This is a genomic window from Methylosinus sp. sav-2, assembly GCF_004366495.1.
Lineage (GTDB): Bacteria > Pseudomonadota > Alphaproteobacteria > Rhizobiales > Beijerinckiaceae > Methylosinus.
Window position 1 is genome coordinate 212451 of the sequence record NZ_SOEJ01000002.1, and the last position, 24943, is coordinate 237393.

Genomic DNA, 24943 nt, shown 5'->3' on the forward strand with positions numbered 1-24943 from the left:
TCCGTCAGTGGAAGAGGACGAAGGTCTTCTGCAGCGTGATCGACACGCCCCAGGCGAGCGGAACGCCGACGGCGGCCCAGGCGGCGAAGAGCAGAATGCGCGAATTGCCATTCTGCGCGGCGGCGGCGCGGCGCGCCTCGGCCGCAGCGGCTTCCGCAGCCTGTCCTTCCTCGACATAATCCTCGAAATCGGCGTGCGGCTCTCTTTCTTCCTGCGCGATGGCGGCGACGCTGGTCTTCTTTTCCGCGGCGACCTCCTCATCGGTCATGAACAGCTTCTCGGCGACCGGCCGCACCGAGAGATCGCAGATGAGGCCGAGAATGAGCAGGCCGGCGAGAATATACATGGTCTGATTATAGACCGCGTCACGCGCGACGCCGTGGTCGAGCTGATAGTCGCGCAGATAATTGACGAGCACCGGACCGAGCACGCCCGCCGTCGACCAGGCGGTGAGCAGACGGCCGTGAATCGCGCCCACATAATGCGTGCCGAAAATATCGGCGAGATAGGCGGGAATAGTGGCGAAGCCGCCGCCATACATGGACAGGATCACGCAGAAGAACAGCACGAAGAGCACGATATTGCCCTGCTGCGCGGCCCAGGGCGCGGCCGAATAGAGAATAATGCCGAGGATGAAGAAGACGGCGTAGGTGGTCTTGCGGCCGAGCTTGTCGGACCATGTCGCCCAGGCGAGGCGGCCGCCGATGTTGCAGAGGCTGAGCAGGCCGGTGAAGCCTGCGGCGATGGCGGCGATCTTCGCCTTTTGCGCCGCGTCGAGCTCGGAAAAGCCAATGTCGAGGCCGATGAGCTTGCCGCCGAACACTTCCTGCAGCATGGGAGAGGCCATGCCGAGCACGCCGATGCCGGCGCTGACATTGAGCATCAGCACCGCCCATAGCAGCCAGAATTGCGGAGTCTTCCAGGCGACGTTCAGATGTACGTGGCGGCTCGTCACCATCTTGTTGGCGGCCGTCGTGGACGGCGCCCAGCCCTCCGGCTTCCAGCCGTCGCGCGGCACGCGATAGCCGAGCGAGCCGCCCACCATGAAGACGAAATAGATCGCCGCCATGGTGACGAAAGTCTGCCACACGCCGACCGAGCCGGGCGTCGCGTAAAAGGACATCAGCCTGTCGGCGAGCGGCGCGCCGATCATCGCGCCGCCGCCGAAGCCCATGATCGCCATGCCGGTCGCCATGCCGCGCCGGTCCGGGAACCATTTGATGAGCGTCGAGACCGGCGAAATATAGCCGAGCCCGAGGCCGATGCCGCCGATGACGCCGGAGCCGAGCCACAGCATCCATATTTGATGCAGATAGACGCCGGCCGCCGAGATCAGCAGGCCGCCGCACCAGCATACCGACGCCGCCAGGCCCGCCTTGCGCGGACCGGCCGTCTCCAGCCAATGGCCGAACACCGCCGCCGAGGAGCCGAGAAAGACGAAGAACAGCGTGAAGGTCCAGCCGAGCATGCTGATCTTCCAATCGCAGCTCGTGGCGAAGACGCTGGCGAAAAAGCCCATATCCGCGGGGCAGGCCTTCGGCTCGGCGCCGCCGATGACGCGCGACAGCGGCAGCCAGAACACGCTGAATCCATAGGCCATGCCGATGCACAAATGCACGGCGAGAGCCGCCGGCGGCACCAGCCAACGGTTGAAGCCGGGCGCTGCGATGGAGCGCTCCCGGCTGAAAAATTGCCGGGATGGCATAGCGGCTACCGACATGAAATCCTCCGAAAATCGAGCCGCGTTTCCTCTGCGGCGTCGTGAGCGGTCCCCCGAACGCCGCCCCCGCGGCGCCCGCTTTTTCGCGATGAGCGCCCTCGCGGCGCGTGCTGGTTTTCGACAATGCCGAGCGTTGCGACTTTTTCAACTCTTTCTATCGGAAAATCGTCACAGCGCCGATGATCGATCAATATGTTTTTCTCGTCGCTTTATTTGATTTCTCTATTATGACGCCTATCCGCCGGATTGGACGAGAGCTTTCTATCGGCCGACCGAAATTCGCACGCGACGCCAATGTTTTTGCGCTTGCGGGCGGGCTTTTGCGTCCATATTCTGTATGACAATATGTAACTGCCGTATATAGCCAAGGCGCGCATGGGAGCGGCGGCGCGCATCTCGAGGCCCTCGCCATGCGGTTCGGCGTCTTCTCCACTTACGAAAACCCGCAGCAGGATTTCGCGCGCTGCTTCGAGACGCAGACGCGCCTGGTGCGCCACGCCGAGGCGCTCGGCTTCGAGGAGGCCTGGGTCGCCGAGCATCATTTCGAGCCGGACGCCGCCTGTCCCTCCATTCTCACGCTTCTCTCCTATCTCGCGGGCGTGACGACCACGATAAGGCTCGGCTCGGCCGCGGTGCTGCTCGCCTTCCGCAACCCGATTCAGGTGGCGGAGGATGTCGCCACCATCGACCTTCTCTCCAAGGGCCGGTTCGATTTTGGCGTGGCGCGCGGCGGACCTTTCGAATTGCAGAATCGCCATTTCGGCGCCGGCAAGGATTCGACGCGGGAGATGACTCTGGAGGCGCTCGGCCTCGTCAACCGCCTGCTCTATGAGGACAAGGTGACTTTCACCGGCGCGCATTACGAGGCCAATGGCCTCAGCCTCACGCCGCGCCCGCTGCAAAAGCCCATCCCCACCTATCTCGCCACCACCACGCCGGGGGCGATTCGCTACGCCGCGCGCAATGGCCATGGCGTGATGGCCGGCCCGCCTTTCCCCATAGAGCAGATCAAGGAGACCTTGCGCATTTATCGCGAGGCCGCGGGGCCGGAGGGCGATCCGCGCTTCACCATGGCGCGCTTTTATTTCGCTGCGCCGCGCCGCGAGCAGGCGCTGGCCGAGGCTGTTCCCTTCCTCTCCCGCTTCGCCGAGCGCATGCGCGGCAATTTCGCCCGCCAGGACGGCGCGGCGCCGGCCTCGCTGACCGAGGAAGGGCTGCTGCAACGCTCGCTGATCGGCGATTTCGACGAAGTGGCGGAGAAGATCGCCGCCTATCGCGAGGAGACCGACGCGCGGGCGATATTGCTGAAGCCGATCTCCCGCGACCCAGAGAAAAATTTGCGCTCGCTCGAGGATTTCGCGCGCCATGTGCGGCCGATGCTGGGGGTGGAGGCGGCGGCGGCGCAGTAGAGGGGGCGATTGAGTTCCGCTCTCATAACCGTTGCGTTCCAGCGGCTATCGGCGCCTGTCATGGTTCGGCCATCGAATTTCTATCTTTTGCGGCCTATTTAAACGCGGTAGGGTGCTTTATGGCTCACAATCCGCCTAATGAGATCGTTTCGGCCTTTACGGAGGAGCAGGCGTCCCGTCTTACCGGGATTACTGTGAATCAGCTCCGTTATTGGGACAAGACGCGACTGTTTTGCCCACAGTTTGCCGCCACGGATCGTCGTGCGCCGTTCAGTCGCGTCTATTCGTTTCAGGATATCGCCGCCTTAAGAGTGTTGAATGTGCTGACGAAGCAGTATTCTGTGTCGGTGCAGCATATTCGCGAAGTGGCAAAAAGGCTGTGCTCCATGGACAATGGAGCATGGGCTCGAACGACTCTGTATGTTCTCAAGCGGAAAGTGAATTTTGTAGACCCAGCCGATGGGAAGCAAAAAGAGATCGTCAGCGGACAATATGCGATAGGGATACCGCTTGAAAAAGTGGTCTCGGATACCAAGCGCGACGTGCAGCAAATGTCTGAACGCTCCTCTTCGATGATAGGGACGGTGGAGACGCATCGGCACGTCGTTAGTAATTCTCCCGTAATCGCTGGGACGCGAGTTCCTGTGAAAGCGATCAAGAGCTTTGCCGACGCTGGATACACTGTCGAGCAGATTCGATCTGAATATCCGACGCTTACGAGAGAAGACATAGAAGCCGCTATTTCTTACAAGTCGAAAAACAAGGCCGCGTGACAGAGAAGATTCGCCTACGTTTGTTCCTCGATGAATGCGTGCCGGACAGCGTCGGGCGCGTCTTTTCCGATGCGGGACACCACGTAATCTATCTTCGAGACGCCGGCGCGCGAGGGTCGCCAGACCCGCTTGTTTGCACATTGGCCGAAGCAAACGAGGCGATCCTCGTGAGCCTCGACGGCGATATGAAGCAGCTCGCGAAAGAAAATGGGATCAGTAAAAGGCGATTTATAAATCTGAGCCTTATCAAATTTTCGTGTGAAACCGTGAAGGCTGCGCAGCGCGCTGCAGACGCGATGTCGGTGATCGAGCACGAGTGGCGCCGAAGCCGAGACCGCGAAGGAAGGCGTGTTTTCGTCGAGATTTATCCGGGAACGATCTCGATCAAGCGTTGAATTGGGCTCAGCGCTCGACCAATTGGGTATTCGCGTCACCGCCCTTGCAGAACGCACCGAGAACGCTTATCCTCCCGTTCATGATTTGTTTATGAACCCGCGCCATCATGGCCGGGTTCGGACGTGGCGCGACGCGGGCGGGCGGCGCCGGGGGGCTTCCATGCTGACCAAGAAACAGAGCGATCTGCTGCGCTTCATCCATGAGCGCCTGAAGGAGACCGGCGTGCCGCCCTCCTTCGACGAGATGAAGGACGCGCTCGATCTGCGCTCCAAATCCGGCATTCACAGGCTCATTCTCGCGCTCGAGGAGCGCGGCTTCATCCGCCGACTGCCCAATCGCGCCCGCGCGCTCGAGGTGCTGCGCCTGCCCGAATCGGCGACGCCTCGCGTCGCCGCGCGCGGCGGCAAATTCTCGCCCTCGGTCATTGAGGGCGCGCTCGGCCGCGTGCGCCCCGTCCCGGCCGGCGAGCCGGAGTCCGATCAGCAGGTGGCGATTCCGGTCATGGGCCGCATCGCCGCCGGCACGCCCATTTCCGCTCTGCAGAATCGCAGCCACACCATCAGCCTGCCGCCGGATATGCTCGGCGGCGGCGAGCATTTCGCGCTCGAGGTGCGCGGCGATTCGATGATCGAGGCCGGCATTCTCGACGGCGACGTCGTCGTGGTGAAGAAGCAGGACAGCGCCGACACCGGCGATATCGTCGTCGCCCTCATCGACGAGGAGGAGGCGACATTGAAGCGCCTGCGCAAGCGCGGCGCCTCCATAGCGCTGGAGGCCGCCAATCCGGCCTATGAGACGCGCATTTTCGGGCCGGATCGCGTCCGCATCCAGGGGCGTCTGGTCAGCCTTCTGCGCAAATACTGAGAGCCTCGCGCCGCCACGATCTCGCCGCCCTTTGCCGCCATGGTCCGGCCTCGCGCGCTTTTGGCGCGCGGGCCTTTTCGCGTAGCGGCAGAGCGATAAAGGCATGTTGCTCTCGTCTCGCGCCCTCGCCGAGGGCGCGCGCTGTGTCGCCAGCGGCCCGCGGCCGCCCGCTTCTTTTCTACATGGACGATGGAATGTCGCACTCGACCGGCCCGCTGCGCGAAATCGAAGGATCCAAGCCCTTGGGCCAAAGCCGCCGCCTGCCTTTCCCGCGCCTCTCGCGCCGCTGGCTGATCGCTCTCGGCGCCGTCGCCGCAGTGGCGCTCGGCGCGGCGCTCGCGCCTTGGACCTTCTCGACCAATGCGCTGCTCGAGGAGATTTCGGGCCAGCTCAACGCCTCCTCCGGGCTGTTCATCGCCGCCAAAGGCCGCTCGACCTTCTCGCTGCTGCCGCGCCCGCACATCACCATAGACAGCATCGCCTTCGCCGATCCCAATGCGGCGCTGACTATCGAGGCCGAGAGGCTGCACGGCAATGTGCTGCTGCTGCCGCTGCTCGCCGGCCGTTTGGAAATCGCCGATATCGAGCTCATCCGCCCCGCCATAGAGGTCGATCTCGATCGCAAGCCGATGAGCACGGCCGGCGCGGCCGTGCGCGCCGCGGCGGCGCGGCCCTCGACGCCGGCGGCCGAGAAGGCCGATCGCGCCCGGCTCGGCGGCGTCTCCATCGTCTCCGGCGTCGCAAGGCTCAAATATTCGGGCGGCGAGGAAACGCTGCAGGACATTGACGCGACGCTCGATTGGCGCACCGTCGGCTCGCCGGCGACGCTCGACGCCGCTTTCTCCTGGGGCGGCGAGCGGCCGCGCGCCATGCTCTGGGTGCTGAAGCCCGGCGCGCTGCTGCGCGGCGAGCAGACGCCGGTCACTGTGCGGCTCGATTCGGACAGCGTCCGTCTGGAGGCGGAAGGCTTCGGCCAGATCGGCGCCAAGCCGCGCTATATGGGGCGCCTCACCGCCTCCTCGCCCTCGCTGCGCCATGCGCTCGGCCTCGCCAAGGTGAGCGCGCCGCTGCCCGGCGCCTTCGAGAATGTGCAGCTCTCCGCCAAGGCCAGCGTCGGCCTGCGCGATTTTCAGCTCACCGATGTGAAGCTCTCGGCCGACGACAATGAGTTCGAGGGCACATTCGCGCTGCGCCACGAGGGCGACAAGCCCATCGTCCATGCGACTCTCGCCAGCAATTTCGTGTCGCTGAAGCCGATGATCGCCGATCTGCCGCCGCTCTCCGGCGCCGACGGCCAATGGAGCCGCGACGCTTTCACCCTGCCGAATATTCAGGACGCCGATGTCGATCTACGACTTTCGGCGACGCGCGCCCGCATATTGCGGCTGAATCTCGAGGACGCCGCTCTATCGCTGCTGCTGCGCGGCGGAAGGCTCGAGCTCTCGCTCGCCGAGGCGCAGGCCTATAAGGGGACGGTGAAGGGCCGCGCCACTTTCGCCGCCAATGCGGCGGGCGCGCTGGAGTTTCACGGCAATGCGCAGCTGACCGGGGTCGACGCCGGCGCGCTCGCCTGGGACCTCGCCGCACGGCCCGATCTCGGCGGCGCGCTGGACGCCAATTTCACGCTCGACGCCACTGGCGACAGCGTCGCGCAGATCACGCGCGATCTCGACGGCCGCGCCAGCCTCACGCTGAGCGAGGGCGAGGTCGGCGGCATAGATCTCGAGCGCGCGCTGCGCCGCGTCGACAAGCGGCCTTTGTCGAGCGCGATGGATATTCGCTCCGGCCATTCGCTGGTGGATCGCGCCAGCGCGACCATCAAGATCGTCAAAGGAACCGCGAATATAGAGGACGGCCAGGCGCATGGGCCGGGCTTCGCGCTGGCCTTCGCCGGCCAGACGCGCATTCCCGAGCGCAGCCTCGCGATGAAGGCGCAGGCCAATGAGGCCGACGCCGCCGGCAAGCCGCGCGAGAAGGGCGTGCAGATCGGCTTCGATCTCTCCGGCGCCTGGGACGATCCCGTCTTCGCGCCGGACGCCGCCGCGCTGATCAAGCGCTCGGGCGCGGCCGCGCCGCTGCTGCCGCGCGTCGAGCCGGAAGCGGGCGCGGCGAAGGAGCGGTGAGGCTTTTCCCCTAGCCCGCTTCTTTTCCGATCACCCGTTCGAGCTTCACGAGATCGAGCGCCAGCGTCGGCGTTTCCACGGGCAGCCGCATGAAGCCATGATGGCGGTAGAAGGCCTCCGCCGTCGGCGAGATCGCGTGCACGACGAGGAGGCGGGCGGCTACTTCGCGCGCGGCGCGCAGCGAGCGTGAAACCGCGTCGTGAAGCAGGGCTCTGCCTATGCCGCGTCCCTGCCAGCCCGCCTCTATGGCGAGGCGCCCGAGGATCACCGAAGGAATATGTCGCGGCATGTTTCGCCGCATGGAGCCGAGCGCTTCCCGGTCGAGAATTTGGCCCATGCTCAGCGCGTAGAAGCCGACGACCTGTTGCGAGCCAGTGGCGCAGAGCACATAGGTTTTGCTCGCGCCAGCCTCCATATTGGCGAGGGCGCGCCTGTGCAGCCATTCGTCCAGAACCGTTTCGCCGCAGCGAAAATCTGTGAGCTCATGGCTCTCGCTCAGTGGCGCGGGCGGCTCGAGAGACGCTCGCGTTTCAGCCATTCCGCCAAGGGGCTCTGCTCGCGGCGAGCCGCTTCATGCCCGCCTCTTCCTCGCCGGAAGCCGGCGTATCCATCCAATCGAGAATTTTTCGAAAGGCCCGTCGGTCCGCCACGATCGTCGTCTGATCGAGCAGGACATTCTTGGCCGCGCTCAAGGCGGAGGCGAGCATGAATTGCGAGCGATTGGTTCCCGTCAATTCGGCCGCCTGGTCGATGAGCGAGCGGTCCTGCTCGCGGGCGCGCAGGTGAATATTGACTTCGGCGAGCGGCGGCGAGGGTTTCATGCGCTCGAAGATGGCGTTGTGTGTTTACAATGTCAACATCCGCGCGCCTTACCCCGCCCCGCCGCCCTTGGCGCGCCCGCGCGTGAGCAGCGCCGAAAGGCCGAGCGCGACGGCGACCAAGCCGAGCAGCAGGGTCGAGATGGCGTTGACCTCCGGCGAGACGCCGAGCCGCACTTGCGAATAGATGCGCATCGGCAAGGTGGTGGCGCCGGGGCCGGTGGTGAAGCTGGCGATCACGAGATCGTCGAGCGAGATGATGAAGGCGAGGAGATAGGCGCTGACGACGGAGGGCGCGATCAGCGGCAGGGTGACGAGCGCGAAGGCGCGGACCGGCGTCGCGCCGAGATCCATCGCCGCTTCCTCGAGCGTGCGGTCGCAGCCTTTCAGCGCGGCGTGGATCATCACAGTGGCGAAGCACATTGTGAAGGAGGCGTGCGCGAGCACGAGGGTGAGAAAGCCGCGCTCGACGCCGAAAGCGACGAAAACCAGCAGCAGGCCGAGGCCGAGCACCACTTCCGGCATCACCAGCGGCGCATAGATGGAGCCCGCGAAGAGCGTGCGCGAGCGGAAGCCGCCGAAACGCGCCAGCGCCAGCGCCGCCAGCAATCCGTTGAGCGTCGCGATGAGCGCGGAGAGCGCCGCGGCGGAGAGGCTGATCTGTGCCGCGCGCAACATTTGCTCGTCATGGAGGAGGGCGGCGTACCATTTGGTGGAGAAGCCGCCCCACACTGTCACCAGCCGCGAGGCGTTGAAGCTCATCGTCGCCAATATGACGATCGGCCCATAGAGAAAGCCGAAGCCGAGAAGGAGCGCGGCGAGGCGCAGAAGACGCGCGCCGCTCATCGCGCACCCTCGCGCAATTGCGCGCGCTCATAGAGAAGAATGGGGACGAGCAGCAGAGCGAGCAGCGCCACAGCTGCGGCGGAGGCCGCCGGCCAATCGCGATTGGCGAAGAAATCATTCCATAATGTGCGGCCGATCATCAGCGTGTCGGAGCCGCCGAGCAGATCGGGAATGACGAATTCGCCGACCGAGGGAATGAAGACGAGCAGCGCGCCGGCGACGATGCCGCGGCGCGACAGCGGCAAAGTGACATGCAGAAAGACTTGGAACGGCGTCGCGCCGAGATCGGCGGCGGCCTCGCGTAGCGAAGCGTCTTGCCTCTCGATCGCCGCATAGAGCGGCAGCAGCATGAAGGGCAGATAGGAATAGACGATGCCGACGACCACCGCGCCGCTGGTCGCGAACATGGGCAGAGGCGCGTCGATAACGCCGAGCGCCATCAATGCATGATTGATGATCCCCTCGTCCTTCAGCAGCGTGATCCAGGCGTAGACGCGGATCAGAAAGCTCGTCCAAAAGGGCGCGACAGCGAAGCCGATGAGCACGGGGCGCAAGCGGCGCGGCGCGCGCGCTATGGCGAGCGCGAAAGGATAGGCGATGAGAAGGCAGATCAGCGTCGCGCCGCCCGCGATGGTCAAAGAGGAGAGATAGGAATCGAGATAGAGCGTGTCCTCGGCGAGGCCGCGATAGGCGTCGAGGCCGAGCTGCGAGAGCTTCTCGAAAAAGCCGGCGAGGCCGGCGCCATCGAAGACGGGCTCATAGGGCGGGCGCGTCTGCGCCGGATGCGACAGCGAGATTTTGACGATCAGCGCGAAAGGCGCGAGGAAGAACAGCGCGATCCAGGCGTAGGGCGCGGCGATGACCAGCATCTCGCCGCGCGTGAGCCTGCGTCTTTTGCCGCCCTCCGGCATCATTCGCTCGCGAAAATGCGCCCGGCTTCGGGCGCGATGGAGATGCGCGCCGCATCGCCGACGCAAAAAGGCGCGCCGCTATCGGCGCCGCGCGAGACGCGCAAAGTTTCGCCGCCGGGGAGGCGCAGGCGAAAATGCGTCGTCTCGCCGCGAAAGGCGACGTCTTCCACCACGCCGTCCAAGCCTGGGTTTTCTTGCGTCGTTGGCGCGATGGCGATGCGCTCCGGCCGCACGGCGAGCACGGCTTTCGCGCCTTGTAAGAGACCGCCGCCTTCCGCCGGCAGACGGCCGAAGGCGCCGACGAAAGCGCCGTTCTCGATATGGCCCTCGAGGAAATTCATCTGGCCGATGAAGCCGGCGACGAAGCGCGTCGCGGGGCGCTCATAGACCTCTGTCGGCGCGCCGATCTGCTCTATGCGGCCGGCGCGCATCACGGCGATGCGATCGGCCATCACCAGCGCCTCGTCTTGATCATGCGTGACGACGACGAAGCTCGTCTTCAGCCGGCGCTGGATTTCCTTGATCTGAAATTGCGTCTCCTCGCGCAATTGCCGATCGAGCGCGCCCAAGGGCTCGTCGAGCAGCAGCAGCCGCGGGCCGGGCGCGAGGGCTCTCGCGAGCGCCACGCGCTGGCGCTGGCCGCCGGAGAGAAGGTCGGGCCGGCGCGCCTCGACGCCCTCGAGCCGCACGATTTGCAGCAGCTCGGCGACGCGGGCGGCGATCTCCGCTCTGCCCTTGCCCTGGCGGCGCAGGCCGAAGGCTATATTGTCGAAGACGGAGAGATGCGGAAACAGCGCGTAAGATTGGAACATGAGATTGACCGGCCGGCGATGCGGCGGCGCGCCGCTCATATCGGCGCCGCCGATCTCGATGCGGCCGGCGTCCAAGGTCTCGAAGCCGGCGACGAGGCGCATCAGCGTGGTCTTGCCGCAGCCCGACGGGCCGAGCAGCGCGAAAAACTCGCCCGCGCCCACCTCGAGCGAAACGTCCTCGAGCGCCGCGATCGCGCCGAAGCGCTTGGACGCGCCTTTGATCGAGAGTAGCGGCGCGTCGGTCATTTCGCTCCCGTCCCGTCAGCCGTCCCGGCGGAAGGCCGCGCGCCAATGGCGGACCATGGCGTTCGTCGCGGAAATATCCTCGAGCGTCTCGCAACGCAAGCCGCCCACGGCGAGCGCTTCGATGCGGCTCGGCGGCAGCGGCCAGGGCGGGCCGGAGGCCTCCTGGCCCTCATCGCGGGCGCGGGCGATGACGAGCAGCAGCCCGCCCGGCGCGATGAGGCCGGAGAGCGCCTGCGCCGCTGCATCCAGCAGCGTGTCGGGCAGGGCTTGCAGCGTGTAGCATTCATGGACGAGATCGAAGCCTCCGCGCCATTCTTCCGGCGTAGCGAAGAGATCGGCGACGCGATAATCGACGGCGCTCTGTGGAAAGCGGCGCTTCGCCCAGGCGACGGCGTCCTCGACGAGGTCGAAGGCGGTCACGCGCGCGCCGGCGTCGGCGAGCGCCTCGGCGTTGTCGCCGAGACCGCAGCCGATATCGAGCGCGCGCAACCCGTCGAGGCGCCGGGTCGCGAGCCAGTCGGCGAGCAGCGGATGCGGCGCGAGATGCGCCCATGGCACACCGGCGGCGTCGCCCTCGGCGAGGCGATAGACGGCCTCGAACCAATCCTTGCGCTGCGGATCGGCCTCGACGCCGCCGGGCCTCTTATGCGGGTCGATCTCGTCGAGACGGGCTCGCGCAGCGGCGCGGCGCGCGAAAAACTCCTCGGTCACGCCTGCTTCTCCCATTTGCCTTCCTCGCTCTGGCGCCAATAGGAGAGCGTGTGGCCGTCCGTCTTCAGCTGCCGCCATTGCGCGCGCGCGGCCAGCACCGCCGCGTCGTCATTGCCGTCGAACATGAGTATGGCGCGGTCTTCCGGCGCGCTCGCAGGGTTTGCGAGCACGGGAGACAGCTCCGCATTTTCCACGAAGAAGCGGACATGGGCGCGATTGGGATTGTCCCGGCCGATGGTGAGGAAGATCGGCTGCGTCTCGGGATCGTCGTCCTTGGCCGAGCCATGCGGCAGAAAACCATCCCCCGCATAGGACCAGAGCAGATCGTCGAGCGCCTCCAGCCGCCGCGCGCTGGTCGCCTGCACCACGACGCGCCAGTCGCGCGCCAGCGATAGCTCGAGCAGCTTGGGCAGAGCGCTCTCCAGCGGGAGGCGCTGGAGATGATAGAACCAGACATCGGTCATGGCGTGAGCTTCCATGCTTCGCGCGTGATCATGGGCGTCACGCGAGCGAGCATACAATCGGCTGCGCCCCCACCTCCCCCTCGAGGGGGGAGGTCGAGCGCCGCAGGCGCTCGGGTGGGGGTGACCTCCCGAATCTCGGGGACACCCCACCCCGTCCGGCTAAGCCGGCCGACCCTCCCCCTCGAGGGGAGGGTGGAGCGCCTCCTTCGGCGATCATGCCTCCGGTCGCGAGCGATGACGGCGCCGGTCATTCCAGCTCGCATCTGATCGGCACATGGTCGGAGGGCTTGGCGCCGGCGCGCAGCTCCTTGTCGATGGTCACGCTCTGCAAGCGGTCGGCGGCTTGCGGCGAGAGCAGAAGATGGTCGATGCGAATGCCATTGTTCTTCTGCCAGGCGCCGGCCTGATAATCCCAGAATGTGTAGAGGCCGGTGGCGTCGGTCGAGGCGCGGAAAGCCTCCGTATAGCCGAGGTTCAGCAGCTCCTGGAATTTGGCGCGCGTCTGCGGCAGGAACAGCGCGTCGCCGGCCCAGGCTTTGGGGTCATGGACGTCGCCGGCCGCGGGAATGACATTGTAGTCGCCGGCCAGAACCACCGGCTCCTCGAGCGCCAGAAGGCTCGCCGCATGGGCGATGAGGCAGTCCATGAAGGCGAGCTTATATGGGTATTTCTCGGTGTCCGGCGGATTGCCATTGGGCAGATAGATGCTGGCGACGCGCAGGGCGCCATGATCGGTGGAGACCACCGCCTCTATGTAGCGGGCCTGCGGATCATGCTCGAATTTGGGCAGGCCGCGCACCACCTCTATCGGCGTCTTGGAGAGAATGGCGACGCCGTTGAAGGTCTTCTGCCCATGCGTCTCGACATTATAGCCGAGGTCCTCGATCTCGGCGCGCGGGAAGGCCTTGTCCTCGCATTTGATCTCTTGCAGGCACAGCACGTCCGGCGCGACCTCGCGCAGATAGGCGGTGAGCGGCTCCAGCCGCTGGCGGACGGAATTGACGTTCCAAGTGGCGATGCGCAAGGCGGGCTCCCGGTCATGGACCGGACCTCGTCATAGCGCGCGCGCCGCCGGAATGAAACGTTCCGCTCCAATTGTCGTCACAGGCCGAGGCTATATGCTCGCCTCGAGCCTGGAGCCCCCGAATGTTCGTGAAATCTCGCGTCACCACCGTCGTCTTCGATGTCGGCAATGTGCTGGTCGATTGGAATCCCCGCTATCTCTATCGCAAGCTCTTCGACGATTCGCAGGCGATGGAGCGCTTCCTTGGCGAGGTCTGCACCTCGGATTGGAATCTGGAATTGGATCGCGGGCGGCCCTTCGCCGAGGCGGTGGCCGAGCGCGTCGCGCTCTATCCCGATCTCGCCGATCTCATTCGCGCCTATGACACGCGCTGGAGCGAGATGATCACCGGCCCCATCGCCGGCACGGTGGCGCTGCTGGAGCGGCTCGCCGCGCGCGGGACGCCGCTCTATGGGCTCACCAATTTCTCGGATGAGAAATATTGCGAGACCTATGAGCGCTTCGCCTTTTTCCAGCGCTTCGCGGGCGTCGTCGTTTCCGGCCGGGTGGGGCTGCTGAAGCCCGACGCCGCCATCTATCGGCTGCTGCTCGAGAGCTACGGGCTCGATCCGGCCGCCTGCATTTTCATCGATGATTCGGCGGCGAATGTGGAAGGCGCCCGCGCCGTGGGAATGCATGCGACGCGCTTCGAGAGTCCGGAGCAGGTCGAGCGCGATTTGCGGGAGCTGGCGCTGCTGTGAAGGGCGCGCTCAGCCGCCCATAGCGGCGGAGATTTCCGCAACGATCATGTCCGCGGCGGCGCGTGGGGCGGGCGCCTGCGTCACCGGCCGGCCGACGACGAGATGATCCGCCCCGGCGGCGATGGCCTCGCCCGGCGTCATCACGCGTTTCTGATCGCCGAGCGCGGCGCCGGCGGGGCGCACGCCCGGCGTCACCAGCGCCATTTTCGGCCCGACGAGCGCGCGAATCGGCGCCACTTCCTGCGGCGACAGGATCAGCCCGTCGATTCCCGCGTCCTTCGCCTGAATCGCGCGGCGCGAAACCAGCTCGGCGACGCCGATGGAATAGCCGGCCTCAGCGAGATCGGAATCGTCATAGGAGGTCATCACCGTGACGGCGAGCAGCCGCAGGCCGCGGTCGCCTGCGCCCTGGCGGGCGGCGCGCATCGTCTGCGGAAAGCCGTGAATGGTGAGGAAATCCGCGCCGAGCCGGGCGATCTGCCGCGTCGCGCGCTCGACCGTCTGGCCGATGTCGTGCAGCTTCAGATCGACGAAGACCTTCTTGCCGCCGGCCTTCAGCTCCTCGACCAGCGGCAGGCCGCCGCCATAGGCGAGCTCCATGCCGATCTTATAGAAGGAGACCGAATCGCCGAGCCGCGCGACGAGCACGCGCGCCGCTTCCACACCGTCGACGTCCAGCGCGACGATGAGGCGATCTCGCGCCGGGATCGTCGCGCCATTCGTCATGTCAGCCCGCCCGCCGGCTGTAGCGCCACACGCGCGCCGGCGGAATATTCGCCCAGACCTGCGAGCCCGCAGCCGTGAAGGCGGAGCCATTCGGATGGCGCTTCAGCGGCATGGGCGAGAACAGGCCATAGGTGAACTGAATGATGATGCCGCCCGGCGCCATCATCTCGAAGCCCTGGTCGAGCAGGCGCAACCGGTCCGATTCGGGCTGGTTGAGCAGCGGCAGGCTCGAGACAATGGTGGAGATCGGCCCTTCGACCTTGCCGGCGAGCGTCTGCTTCAGCGAATAGGCGTCGCCCTGCACCACTTCGACGCCCGGAAAGCGCTGGCGCAGGAGATCGCAAAAAGCGGTCTCATATTCGACCAGCAGCAGGCGCGAGGCGGGAACCCCATGCTCGAGCAGCGCCTGCGTGACCGGGCCGGTGCCCGGTCCGAGCTCGACGATCGGCCCCTCGCGGGAAAGATCGACATAGCTCGCCATGGCGCGGGCGAGCATAGGCCCCGAGGGCGAGACGGCGCCGACGCCGCGAGGATTTTCCATCCAAGACCGCAGAAAGCGCGCATTATCGGCGAGAGCGGATTTCAGTGGCTCGATATTCAGTGACACGCTGAGACAGCCTCTCGATCGTTCCAAACGCGCGCGAACATGTATGAGGTCGCACGCCCGGTCAATGGCGTCCGCCTCATTTGCCGAACAGGTCTTTCATCTTCGCGAAGAATCCGGTCGCCTCCGGATGCGTCTGGTGGGACGATTCCTCCTCGAATTCGGTGAGCAGCTCCCGTTGGCGCTTAGTGAGACTTTGCGGCGTCTCGACGCTGATCTGCACATAGAGATCGCCCGATTCGCGACCGCGCAGCAGCGGCATGCCCTTGGCTTTCACCTTGATCTGCTTGCCGGTTTGGGCGCCTTCGGGGATTTTGATCTCGGTCTCGCCGCCGTCGATCGTATGGACGGTGATCTTGCCGCCGAGCGCCGCGCGCACCATGGAGATCGGCACGCGGCAATAGAGATCGGCCCCGTCGCGCTGGAAGAACGTATGCGGCTTCACCGACAGGAAAATATAGAGGTCGCCGGAGGGGCCGCCGCGCAGCCCGGCCTCGCCCTCGCCGGCGAGGCGGATGCGCGTGCCGTCCTCGACGCCGGGCGGCACATTGACCGAGAGCGTGCGCTCTATGGTGGCGCGGCCGGTTCCCGAGCAGGCGGAGCAGGGATTGTCGATCACCTCGCCGCGGCCCTGGCAGGTGGGGCAGGTGCGCTCTATGGCGAAGAAGCCCTGCTGGGCGCGAACGCGGCCATGGCCGGCGCAGGTAGGGCAGGTCTTGGGCTTGGAGCCCTTTTTGGCGCCTGTGCCGCCGCAGGGCTCGCAGGAGACGGAGGTCGGCAGCTTCAGCGTCGCCGCCTTGCCGTGGAAGGCCTCCTCCAGCGTGATCTCCATATTGTAGCGCAGGTCCGAGCCGCGCTCGCGAGCGGAGCCGCGGCCGCCGCCGCGCCGTCCCATCACCTCGCCGAAGAGATCGTCGAAAATATCGGCCATGGAGGCGGCGAAGCCGTCGCCGCCGCCGAAGCCGCCGCCTTGCTCGAAGGCGGCGTGGCCGAACCGGTCATAGGCGGCGCGCTTCTGCGTGTCGGAGAGGCATTGATAGGCCTCGTTGACCTCCTTGAAGCGCGCCTCGGCCTCCGAGTCGCCGGGATTGCGGTCCGGATGATATTGCATCGCGGCCTTGCGAAAGGCGATCTTGAGCTCGACGTCGGTCGAGGTCTTGGCGACGCCGAGAATTTCGTAGAAGTCGCGTTTGGACATGGGGTCGGTCGATAGGAGTTGGGGAAGGCGTCCTGCGGGCGGAAGCGCCGAGGATCGCAGCCGATATAGGAACTCGGAAAATTTGTTACCACGGTTTGACGGACGCGCCAAAGTCGCGTTTCCGAACCCGCTGGGGTCTTTCGCGCCTCGGCGAAATTGCGCCCGATCCTGTTTGTCAGCGTCGACTGTCTCAGCGCGAAAAGCGTGGCGGGCGTGAACCGAGGCTGGCCGCGCTCGCTCTCGACGCGCCTCTCCTTCTCCCACTCGTGGGAGAAGGTGGCCCGACGCAGCCGGGTCGGATGAGGGTTCCGCGAGCTTAGAGCGCTTTCCGATCGAACGGAAACGGTCGATCGATTAGAATTCGCTCCAGCGAAAAAAGGCGAGAGCGCCATCCGATCCAGTTGGATCAGGTGGCGCTCTACAGCGTCGTCGAATGTCGGCGGAATGCGACAGGGACCCTCATCCGACCCTCGCGGACGCGAGGGCCACCTTCTCCCGTGAGCGGGAGAAGGGAGCGCCCTTTCGACGAACCGCCTTGTTTGTTACTTCTTCTTCTCGTCGCCGCCGACTTCCTTGAAATCCGCGTCGATGACGTCGTCCTGCGCATGGGTCTCGCCCGTCGGGGCGGCGCCTTCGGACTGCTGGGCCTTGTACATCGCCTCGCCGAGCTTCATCGAAGCCTGGGTCAGCTCATTGCTCTTGGTCTTGATCGCCTCGGCGTCCTCGCCCTCGAGCGCGGTCTTCAGCGCCGCAATGGCGGCCTCGATCGCGCTCTTGTCGGCGGCCGACACTTTGTCGCCGAACTCGGCCAGCGACTTCTCGGCCGAATGCACGGCCGCCTCGCCATGGTTCTTGGTGTCGACGAGCTCGCGGCGCGCCTTGTCCTCGGTGGCGTGCGCCTCGGCGTCCTTGACCATCTTGTCGATGTCGGCGTCCGACAGGCCGCCGGAGGCCTGGATGCGGATCTGCTGCTCCTTATTGGTGGCCTTGTCCTTCGCCGTCACATTGACGATGCCATTGGCGTCGATGTCGAAGGTCACCTCGATCTGCGGCACGCCGCGCGGCGCCGGCGGAATGCCGACGAGATCGAATTGGCCGAGCAGCTTATTGTCCTGCGCCATCTCACGCTCGCCCTGGAAGACGCGAATGGTGACGGCGGTCTGATTGTCCTCGGCCGTGGAGAACACCTGGCTCTTCTTGGTCGGGATGGTCGTGTTGCGGTCGATGAGGCGCGTGAACACGCCGCCCAGCGTCTCGATGCCGAGCGACAGAGGCGTCACGTCGAGCAGCAGAACGTCCTTCACATCGCCCTGCAGAACGCCGGCCTGCACCGCCGCGCCGATGGCGACCACCTCGTCCGGGTTGACGCCCTTATGCGGCTCCTTGCCGAAGAACTGCTTCACCACCTCCTGCACTTTCGGCATGCGGGTCATGCCGCCGACGAGCACCACCTCGCCGATCTCGGCCGCGGAGAGGCCGGCGTCCTTCAGCGCCTTGCGGCAGGGCTCGATGGTGCGCTGGATGAGATCGTCGACCAGCGCCTCGAATTTCGCGCGCGTCAGCTTCAGCGTCAGATGCTTCGGGCCGGAGGAGTCGGCGGTGATATAGGGCAGGTTGATTTCCGTCTGCGTCGCGGAGGAGAGCTCGATCTTCGCCTTCTCGGCGGCTTCCTTCAGGCGCTGAAGGGCGAGCTTGTCCTTGGTGAGATCGATGCCCTGCTCCTTCTTGAACTCGCCGGCGAGATATTCGACGAGACGGCCGTCGAAGTCCTCGCCGCCGAGGAAGGTGTCGCCATTGGTGGACTTCACCTCGAACACGCCGTCGCCGATCTCGAGGATGGACACGTCGAAGGTGCCGCCGCCGAGGTCATAGACCGCGATCGTGCCGGCGCCCTTCTTGTCGAGGCCATAGGCGAGCGCGGCCGCTGTCGGCTCGTTGATGATGCGCAGCACCTCGAGACCGGCGATCTTGCCGGCGTCCTTGGTGGCCTGACGCTGGGCGTCGTTGAAGTAAGCGGGAACGGTGATGACCGCTTGAGTCACGGTCTGGCCGAGATAGGCCTCGGCCGTCTCCTTCATCTTCTGCAGGATGAAGGCGGAAATCTGCGAGGGCGAATATTGCTTGCCGTCCGACTGCACCCAGGCGTCGCCATTGGGGGCCTTGACGATATTATAGGGGACGAGGCCGATGTCCTTCTTGGTCATCGGATCGTCGAAGGAACGACCGATGAGTCGCTTTATCGCGAAGAAGGTGCGCTCCGGATTGGTCACCGCCTGACGCTTGGCGGGCTGGCCGACGAGACGCTCTCCGTCCTCTGTGAAAGCGACGATGGACGGCGTCGTGCGCGCGCCTTCCGCGTTCTCGATGACCTTGGGGCTCGACCCTTCCATGACGGCCACGCAGGAATTCGTCGTGCCGAGGTCGATGCCGATGATTTTAGCCATATCGCCGTTCCTTTCGTTCTTTCGAAATCGGGTCCCGAAGCGGCCCGTATGTCGCCGATCCTTCGGCGGCTCGCATTTTCAGCCCGCCGCGCATCGGCTGTTCATCGTCACTTCAGATTGTAATCGGCCTGCATCGGCGCAAGTGCGATCTGCATATAGAGCGCGCCGGGCATATAGAATGAAGGCTCCCATGGCGGCAAGCGCCGTCGGGGCCGGGATTTTCTGTTCTTCCGTCGGCTTTGCCGCTCGGGCTCGCTTTCGCTTATTCTCCTCGCAGCGATTCGCGAAGCGAAGCTCGGCCGCGGACGAGCCCGCGCCTATTTCCGAACTCTGATTGCGAACAGGCCGACGCGTGCTTCCCCACTCGATCGAACCCATTCTGCGAATCGTCGCCGTCCTCGGCGACGCCGGCTTCGTCCTGCCGGCGAGCGGCGGCCTCGCCGCGGCGCTGTGGGCGGCCGGCGATCGCCGCGCGGCCGTCGCATTCCTCGGCGCCATAGCGGTCTGCGGCGTCATGGCGACCTTCGCCAAGATAATCTCCATGGCCTTCGGCCCGCCGGCGCTGCACAGCCCCAGCGGCCACGCCGCGCTCGCGGCGGCCTTCTTCCTGCCGCTCTCCGCAATTTTCATGCGCGTTCGCGAGAAGCGCGCCGGAATTTTGGCCGCCGCCCTCTGCCTGGCGGCGGCCGTGCTCGTCGCCATCATCAGAGTGGCGCAGGGCGCGCATACGGAGCCGGAGGCTTTCGCCGGATTTTTCATAGGCTTGGCGTCATTCGGCGTGTTTCTGCGCGCCGCCCCGGCGCAGGTCTCGATCGGCGCTCCGGCGATCATCGTCTTCTTCATCGTCGCTGTCGCGATTCAGTCCCAGATCGGGCTCAGCATAGAAGTAGAAGGGCCGCTCGAGCGCATTGCGACACGGCTCGCCGAGATGCTGTCGCTCTAGCTCCAATGTTTCTATCTTGTTTCTTTTGCGCTTTCGAAAAAACCTCGGGGCCGGAAGCGGATAGGCTCTTCTCGCGCGGCGCGGCTGACGCCTGACAATATTTGATTTTCATCACGAAGCGTGCGATTCGACACGATAGGAATAGCGTTTTTGGCGGAGAAACGCCGCAATGCAGAAGAGTCGATTGTTGCGGTCCGCGGCGGCGTTATCCATTCTCCTCCTGCTTTCCGCCTGTGACAATTCCGGCCGCAAGGCCGAGGACCCGGCGCGGGTCGTGCTCGTCGCGCCGGTTCATTACGCGCCGCGCTCGCCGACGCGCCAATTCGTCGCCGCCATCCGTCCTCGCGTCGAGACCGACCAATCCTTCCGCGTCGCCGGCAAGGTGGTGCGCCGCCTCGTCGAGAATGGGCAGGCCGTCAAGGCCGGCGATCTTCTGGCGGTGCTGGATGAGGCCGATCTGCGCCTGCAGAAGGAGCAGGCCGAGGCGGAACTCTCCGCCGCGCGCATGGCGCTGGAGCAGGCCGCCGCCGACGAGCGCCGCGCGCAGACCTTGCGCAAGGATGGCTGGACCGCGCAGGCGGCGCTCGATCGCCAGAAAGCCCAGGCCGAGGAGGCGCGCGGCCGCCAGCAGCGCGCGCTGCGGGCCGTCGAGCTCGCCAAGAATGCGCTGGATTACGCCTCGCTGCGCGCCGATTCGGACGGCGTGGCGACGGCGACCTTCATCGAGCCGGGGCAGGTGGTCGCGGCGGGTCAGGCGGCGGTGCGCGTCGCCCGCGCCGGCGCGCTCGAGGCCGTCGTCGCTCTGCCGGAGGCCTTCGCCTCCGTCGCCGGAGCGGGGGAGGCGAGCCTCTTTCTCTGGTCCGATCCAGCCAAGACCTATCGCGCCAGCCTGCGCGAGCTCGGCGCTTCCGCCGACGCCGCCACCCGCACCTTCTCCGCGCGCTATTCGATCGTCGGCGCCGATGAGAAGGTCGGGCTCGGCATGAGCGCGACGCTGACGCTCGCCGGCAAGGATCAGGGCGTCGCCGCGGCTCTGCCGCTGGCGGCTCTGTTCGATCAAGGCTCCGGCCCCAGCGTGTGGAAGGTGGAGGAGGGCGGCAAGCTCACCCTCGCGCCCGTCTCCGTGCTGCGCTACGAGGCCAAGACGGCGCTGATCACCGCCGGCGTCGCCGAGGGCGACCGCGTGGTCGTGCTCGGCGCCCATAAGCTCGATCCCGGCCAGCGTGTGCGTCCGGTCGACGCCGAGAGTCTGTGAGGCGCGGGGCGATGGGCTTCAATCTCTCTCTTTGGGCGGTCAAGCGTCAGACGCTCACTCTGGCGCTGATTCTGGCCGTGGCCATCGCCGGGGTCTTCTCCTATTTCCGCCTCGGCCGCGCCGAGGACCCGTCCTTCACCATCAAGGTCGCCAATCTCACCGCGATCTGGCCCGGCGTCACCGCGCTCGAGATGCGCGATCAGGTCGCCGACCGCCTGGAGAAGAAGCTGCAGGAGCTTCCCTATCTCGAGAAGATCGAGACCTATGTGAAGCCGAGCTTCCTCGCCATGCAGGTGACGTTCAAGGACACGACGCCGCCCGCGCAGGTGCCGACCCTCTTCTATCAATTGCGCAAGAAGCTCCACGACATTCAGCCGGAGCTGCCGCAGGGCGTGATCGGCCCCGACGTCAATGACGAATTCGGCGACGTCGACGCCGTGCTCTACGCCGTGCATGGCTCCGGCGCCGATTATCACCAGCTCGACCGCGTCGTGGAGATGTTCCGCCAGCGCCTGCTGGAGACGACGGACATCGTCAAGGTCAATGTCTATGGCGAGCAGGATCGCAAGATCTTCGTCGAGTTCAGCCAGGCCAAGCTCGCCAATCTCGGCGTGACGCCGCAGGCGCTGTTCGAATCGCTCGCCAAGCAGAATGCGGTGAACGCCTCTGGCGTCTTCGAGACGCCGGCCAATCGCGTGCCCTTGCGCGTCACCGGCGCGCTGAAGGGCGCGGAGGCCATCGCCGCGACGCCGGTGGAGGCGAGCGGCCATGTGTTTCGCCTGGGCGACGTCGCCGATGTCGTGTCTGGCTATCAGGACCCGCCGAACTTTCTGGCGCGCTACAAGGGCGAGCCGACCATCGTTGTCGGCGCGGTGATGGCGCGTGGCGGCAATGTCCTCACCCTCGGCAAGAATCTCGAGGCCACAATGGCCGAGGTTCGCGCCGAGACGCCGGTCGGCATAGAGATCACGCAGATCGCCGATCAGCCGACCGTCGTCTCTCATGCGGTCGGCGAGTTCACGCGCTCCTTCGTCGAGGCGCTGGTCATCGTCCTTTTCGTGAGCTTCGTCTCGCTCGGCTTTCGCACCGGAATCATCGTCGCCCTGTCGGCGCCGCTGGTGCTCGCCGTCGTCTTCGTGTTCATGAACGCCTTTGGCGTCGATCTTCAGCGCATCTCGCTCGGCGCGCTCATCATCGCGCTCGGCCTGCTGGTCGATGACGCCATCATCGCCGTCGAGATGATGACGGTGAAGATGGAGCAGGGCGAAGATCGCATCAGCGCGGCGACCTTCGCCTGGACGTCCACGGCCTTTCCCATGCTCACCGGCACTCTGGTGACGGTGGCGGGCTTCATGCCGGTCGGCTTTGCCGCCTCCTCCACCGGCGAATATACGGGCTCGCTGTTCTTTGTGCTGGCCGTGGCGCTCGTCGCCTCCTGGTTCGTCGCCGTGCTGTTCACGCCCTATCTCGGCGTGAAGCTGCTGCCGGATTTCTCGCGCCATGCGCATCACGATCCCGAGGCGATCTATTCGACTCCCTTCTATCTCGGCCTGCGCCGGCTCATCACCTGGGCGGTCGACAATCGCCTGCTCGTCGTTTGCGCGACGGGGGGGATTTTCGTCGCGGCGGTCCTCGGCTTCGGCCATGTGCAGAAGCAGTTCTTCCCCATTTCCGAGCGGCCGGAGCTGTTCTTCCAGCTACGCATGCCGGAGGGCTCGTCCATATTCGCGACGGCCGCGGCGGTGGACGAGGCCGAGAAGCTGCTGAAGGGCGATGAGGACGCCGTCCATTACACGAGCTATATCGGCCGCGGCCCGCCGCGCTTCTGGCTCGGCCTCAGCCCGGCGCTGCCCAATGAGGCCTATGCGGAGATCGTCATCGTCGCCAAGGATCTCGAGGCGCGCGAGCGGTTGAAGGTCCGCCTGTCGAAGGCGCTGGAGGATGGCGCCGTCTCGCAGGCGCGCGCCCGCGTCGATCGCTTCAACTTCGGCCCGCCGGTAGGCTTTCCGGTGCAGTTTCGCGTCATCGGCCGCGATCCGGCGGAGGTGCGCGCCATCGCCTATCGCGTGCGCGATCTAATGCGCGAGGACAAGGCCGTCGTTGAGCCGCATCTGCAATGGAACGAGCAGACGCCAGCGGTGCGGCTCGTCATCGATCAGGACCGCGCGCGCGTCATGGGCCTCACGCCGCAAGAGGTGGCGAATCGGCTGCAGATGATGGTCTCCGGCGTGACGATCACCAGCCTGCGCGACGGCATAGACCGCGTCGATGTGGTCGCCCGCGCCACGCCTGGCGAGCGCGGCGATCTCGGGCGGCTCGACGACATCGTGATATTGACGCGCGCGGGGGCGCCCGTGCCCGTCTCGCAGATCGCCAAGATCGTCTATGAGCATGAGGAGCCGATCATCTGGCGGCGCAATCGCAACATGCTCGTCACCGTGCGCGCCGATGTGAAGGACGGCGTGCAGGCGCCGGACGTCACCAATCGCATTTGGCCGCGCCTCGCCGAGATTCGCGAGCATCTGCCGCCGGGCTATCGGCTCGAGATCGGCGGCGCGATCGAGGAATCCGCCAAGGCCAATTCCTCCATCGCCGCCGTGGCGCCGGTCATGATTCTCGTCATGCTGGTGATCGTGATGTTCCAGCTGCAGGACTTCACGCGGCTCGGCCTCGTTATGATGAGCGCGCCGCTCGGCCTCATCGGCTCCTCGCTGGCGCTCAATCTCGCGGGCGCGCCTTTCGGCTTCGTCGCTCTGCTCGGCCTCATCGCGCTCTCCGGCATGGACATGCGCAACTCGATCATCCTGGTCGATCAGGTGCGTCAGGACCTCGAGAAGGGCGCCAATTATCGCGAGGCCATCATCGGCGCCACGGTGCGCCGCGCCCGGCCGGTGGCGCTCACCGCGATGGCCGCCATTCTCGGCATGATTCCGCTGACGCGCTCGCTGTTCTGGGGGCCGATGGCGCTCACCATAATGGGCGGCCTCTTCGTCGCGACCTTTCTGACGGTGCTGTTCCTGCCGGCGCTCTATGCGATGTGGTTCCGCCGCAAGCTCGGCGACACGCTGGTCGAGACGCAGCCGCCGCCGGCTGCCGCGCAATTCGCTTATTGCGAGCTGCCGAGGGTGGCGGAATGAGCGGGAGCCCCGCCCGCCGCGGCTGAAGCGGTTTGCCGAGCGCGGAAGGTAATATAGCCGCATTCCGGTTTGCCAGAATGCGGCTAACGATAGAGTGGAACCATTGAGCGAGCGCTCTGCGTCGAGCGCGCAATATTTCTTCGGAGCGGCATATGCGTAAATCATTGGCCGTGGCGGCCCTTTTGACCAATCTCCTCTGCGGCGCGACCGCCGTTCGCGCGGATGCGTCGCTGGAGGATGTCCGCGTCGCGCGACAAGTCGTCGACGCGCTCCATTTGAGCGATCAAATGGCGGCGATTCTGCCGCAGCTCGTCGACGCCGTGGGGCGCGGGCTCACCGCGCATTATCCCCAGCACGCCCAAGAGATTTCCGAGATCATGCCGCGACTGAAAGTCAAAGCGGCGGCGCGGATCGACGAATTCATGAGCCTCATGGCCACGGCCTTGGCCCCGAAACTGTCGTCGATGGAGCTGCGCGAGTTGCGGAGCTTCGCCACCGGACCGCGCGACGTCGCGGCGCGTAATGATTTCGCTCGCTCGTCGACAGGAATCAGATTTTTCTCCCTGCGCGAAGAGTTCAAGCGCGAAATGCGGGAGCGGGGAGAGCAATGGGGCGCGAAAATCGGACGCGAGGTCGATGAGGAGTTCAAGGCCGAGCTGAAGAGCCGCGGCGTCCATTTATAGAAACTGCTATCGCGCCGTCTTTGAAAATGAATTGCGCCGCTCCTTCGTTAAGAAGGGCGGCGCTGAAACCTCCAGAGAATATGCGGCTCGAGGGGA

Annotated in this window: 24 protein-coding genes; 11 read left to right on the plus strand and 13 right to left on the minus strand. The window is 65.6% G+C overall.

The window, feature by feature from the left end; all coding sequences use genetic code 11:
* Positions 1-4 precede the first annotated feature (4 nt).
* A complete protein-coding gene (locus tag EDE12_RS07180) occupies positions 5-1720 on the minus strand; it encodes an OFA family MFS transporter (protein WP_026597916.1) in 1716 nt (571 codons plus the stop codon).
* Positions 1721-1827: 107 nt separating this feature from the next.
* Between EDE12_RS07180 and EDE12_RS07185 the strand changes: the two genes are divergently transcribed.
* From EDE12_RS07185 to EDE12_RS07210, 6 genes are all read left to right on the plus strand, one after another.
* Positions 1828-2061 carry a hypothetical protein gene (locus EDE12_RS07185; protein ID WP_026597917.1) on the plus strand — a complete coding sequence of 78 codons (234 nt, stop codon included), beginning with the start codon at positions 1828-1830 and terminating at the stop codon, positions 2059-2061.
* A gap of 69 nt (positions 2062-2130) precedes the next feature.
* Positions 2131-3129, plus strand: a complete 999-nt coding sequence (locus EDE12_RS07190) for an LLM class flavin-dependent oxidoreductase (RefSeq protein ID WP_026597918.1) — start codon at positions 2131-2133, stop codon at positions 3127-3129.
* Positions 3130-3248: 119 nt separating this feature from the next.
* Positions 3249-3902 carry a DUF433 domain-containing protein gene (locus EDE12_RS07195; RefSeq protein ID WP_026597919.1) on the plus strand — a complete coding sequence of 218 codons (654 nt, stop codon included), beginning with the start codon at positions 3249-3251 and terminating at the stop codon, positions 3900-3902.
* A complete protein-coding gene (locus EDE12_RS07200) occupies positions 3899-4297 on the plus strand; it encodes a DUF5615 family PIN-like protein (protein ID WP_134188022.1) in 399 nt (132 codons plus the stop codon). Before EDE12_RS07195 ends, EDE12_RS07200 begins: the two co-directional genes overlap by 4 nt.
* A 160-nt stretch (positions 4298-4457) precedes the next feature.
* Positions 4458-5162, plus strand: coding sequence for a transcriptional repressor LexA (gene lexA / locus EDE12_RS07205; RefSeq protein ID WP_018264383.1), 705 nt, complete (start codon positions 4458-4460; stop codon positions 5160-5162).
* Positions 5163-5404: 242 nt separating this feature from the next.
* Positions 5405-7285 (plus strand): AsmA family protein, encoded by a 1881-nt coding sequence (locus tag EDE12_RS07210; protein WP_245275706.1) that lies wholly within the window; start codon positions 5405-5407, stop codon positions 7283-7285.
* 10 nt (positions 7286-7295) lie between these two features.
* Here the strand turns inward: EDE12_RS07210 and EDE12_RS07215 are convergent, their stop codons facing one another.
* The 8 genes from EDE12_RS07215 to xth form a co-directional block, all read right to left on the minus strand.
* A complete protein-coding gene (locus tag EDE12_RS07215) occupies positions 7296-7823 on the minus strand; it encodes a GNAT family N-acetyltransferase (RefSeq protein ID WP_036290227.1) in 528 nt (175 codons plus the stop codon).
* Entirely contained in the window at positions 7816-8106 is a 291-nt protein-coding gene (locus tag EDE12_RS07220) for a DUF1778 domain-containing protein (protein WP_026597923.1), read from the minus strand. The genes EDE12_RS07215 and EDE12_RS07220 overlap by 8 nt, the downstream gene beginning before the upstream one ends.
* Positions 8107-8154: 48 nt before the next feature.
* Entirely contained in the window at positions 8155-8949 is a 795-nt protein-coding gene (locus EDE12_RS07225; protein ID WP_026597924.1) for an ABC transporter permease subunit, read from the minus strand.
* A complete protein-coding gene (locus EDE12_RS07230) occupies positions 8946-9863 on the minus strand; it encodes an ABC transporter permease subunit (RefSeq protein WP_084768364.1) in 918 nt (305 codons plus the stop codon). The genes EDE12_RS07225 and EDE12_RS07230 overlap by 4 nt, the downstream gene beginning before the upstream one ends.
* Positions 9860-10918 carry an ABC transporter ATP-binding protein gene (locus EDE12_RS07235; RefSeq protein ID WP_026597926.1) on the minus strand — a complete coding sequence of 353 codons (1059 nt, stop codon included), beginning with the start codon at positions 10916-10918 and terminating at the stop codon, positions 9860-9862. Before EDE12_RS07235 ends, EDE12_RS07230 begins: the two co-directional genes overlap by 4 nt.
* Positions 10919-10933: 15 nt before the next feature.
* On the minus strand, positions 10934-11644 hold the full coding sequence (locus EDE12_RS07240) for a class I SAM-dependent methyltransferase (RefSeq protein WP_026597927.1): 711 nt from the start codon (positions 11642-11644) through the stop codon (positions 10934-10936).
* On the minus strand, positions 11626-12093 hold the full coding sequence (locus tag EDE12_RS07245) for a DNA polymerase III subunit chi (protein ID WP_026597928.1): 468 nt from the start codon (positions 12091-12093) through the stop codon (positions 11626-11628). Before EDE12_RS07245 ends, EDE12_RS07240 begins: the two co-directional genes overlap by 19 nt.
* Before the next feature lie 247 nt (positions 12094-12340).
* On the minus strand, positions 12341-13117 hold the full coding sequence (xth, locus tag EDE12_RS07250; RefSeq protein ID WP_026597929.1) for an exodeoxyribonuclease III: 777 nt from the start codon (positions 13115-13117) through the stop codon (positions 12341-12343).
* 122 nt (positions 13118-13239) lie between these two features.
* Here xth and EDE12_RS07255 point away from each other — a divergent pair, with 122 nt between their 5' ends.
* Positions 13240-13857, plus strand: coding sequence for an HAD family phosphatase (locus tag EDE12_RS07255; RefSeq protein ID WP_026597930.1), 618 nt, complete (start codon positions 13240-13242; stop codon positions 13855-13857).
* Between the two features lie 9 nt (positions 13858-13866).
* Here the strand turns inward: EDE12_RS07255 and pyrF are convergent, their stop codons facing one another.
* The 4 genes from pyrF to dnaK form a co-directional block, all read right to left on the minus strand.
* Positions 13867-14583, minus strand: coding sequence for an orotidine-5'-phosphate decarboxylase (gene pyrF, locus EDE12_RS07260; protein WP_026597931.1), 717 nt, complete (start codon positions 14581-14583; stop codon positions 13867-13869).
* Between the two features lies 1 nt (position 14584).
* Positions 14585-15190 (minus strand): methyltransferase domain-containing protein, encoded by a 606-nt coding sequence (locus tag EDE12_RS07265; protein ID WP_026597932.1) that lies wholly within the window; start codon positions 15188-15190, stop codon positions 14585-14587.
* A 76-nt stretch (positions 15191-15266) separates the two neighbouring features.
* Positions 15267-16385, minus strand: coding sequence for a molecular chaperone DnaJ (gene dnaJ / locus EDE12_RS07270; RefSeq protein WP_026597933.1), 1119 nt, complete (start codon positions 16383-16385; stop codon positions 15267-15269).
* Between the two features lie 542 nt (positions 16386-16927).
* Positions 16928-18829: a molecular chaperone DnaK gene (gene dnaK, locus EDE12_RS07275; RefSeq protein ID WP_026597934.1), complete on the minus strand. Its 1902-nt coding sequence runs from the start codon at positions 18827-18829 to the stop codon at positions 16928-16930.
* Between the two features lie 352 nt (positions 18830-19181).
* Here dnaK and EDE12_RS07280 point away from each other — a divergent pair, with 352 nt between their 5' ends.
* The 4 genes from EDE12_RS07280 to EDE12_RS07295 all read left to right on the plus strand — a co-directional run bounded on the left by EDE12_RS07280 (position 19182) and on the right by EDE12_RS07295 (position 24847).
* Entirely contained in the window at positions 19182-19772 is a 591-nt protein-coding gene (locus EDE12_RS07280; RefSeq protein ID WP_024878965.1) for a phosphatase PAP2 family protein, read from the plus strand.
* Positions 19773-19941: 169 nt separating this feature from the next.
* Positions 19942-21027 carry an efflux RND transporter periplasmic adaptor subunit gene (locus EDE12_RS07285; RefSeq protein ID WP_024878966.1) on the plus strand — a complete coding sequence of 362 codons (1086 nt, stop codon included), beginning with the start codon at positions 19942-19944 and terminating at the stop codon, positions 21025-21027.
* 11 nt (positions 21028-21038) lie between these two features.
* The gene (locus EDE12_RS07290; protein ID WP_026597936.1) at positions 21039-24164 is read left to right on the plus strand and encodes an efflux RND transporter permease subunit; all 3126 of its coding nucleotides are present in this window, start codon (positions 21039-21041) and stop codon (positions 24162-24164) included.
* A gap of 152 nt (positions 24165-24316) precedes the next feature.
* Positions 24317-24847, plus strand: a complete 531-nt coding sequence (locus EDE12_RS07295) for a hypothetical protein (RefSeq protein WP_026597937.1) — start codon at positions 24317-24319, stop codon at positions 24845-24847.
* Positions 24848-24943 lie beyond the last annotated feature (96 nt).